Genomic DNA, 553 nt, shown 5'->3' with positions numbered 1-553 from the left:
TGACACGGGTGCTACAGGCGCAACTGGTGCTACAGGCGCAACTGGTGCTAAAGGTGACACAGGTGCTACAGGCGCAACTGGTGCTACAGGCGCAACAGGTGCAACAGGCGCAACAGGCGCAACAGGTGCTACAGGCGCAACAGGTGCAACAGGCGCAACCGGCGACAAAGGCGAGAAAGGTGACACTGGTGCAGATGGTAAGAATGCTAAAGCTGAAGTTAAAGACAACGGCAACGGTACTCACACTGTAACCATCACAGATGGCGAGGGTAAAACCACAACTACTATCATTAAAGATGGTAAGAATGCTAAGGCTGAAGTTAAAGACAATGGCAATGGCACTCACACTGTAACGATCACAGATGGTGACGGTAACACCACAACTACTATCGTGAAAGATGGAGCTAAAGGTGACACAGGTGCAACAGGTGCTAAAGGTGACACAGGTGCTAAAGGTGACACAGGTGCTAAAGGTGACACAGGTGCAACAGGTGCAACCGGCGACAAAGGCGAGAAAGGTGACACAGGTGCTACTGGCGCAACCGGCGACAAA

The 553-nt window shown here is 51.9% G+C and carries 1 pseudogene; it reads left to right on the top strand.

Annotated elements, in window-relative coordinates:
* Positions 1 to 553, top strand: a pseudogene (locus ADA56_RS01255) (hypothetical protein); the annotation flags it as partial.

Origin of the sequence: Parahaemophilus parainfluenzae, from assembly GCF_001055095.1 — a bacterium.
GTDB classification, from domain to species: domain Bacteria; phylum Pseudomonadota; class Gammaproteobacteria; order Enterobacterales; family Pasteurellaceae; genus Haemophilus_D; species Haemophilus_D parainfluenzae_Z.
Note: the sequence above shows the minus strand (reverse complement) of the source record. Positions and strands in the feature narration are given on the sequence as shown.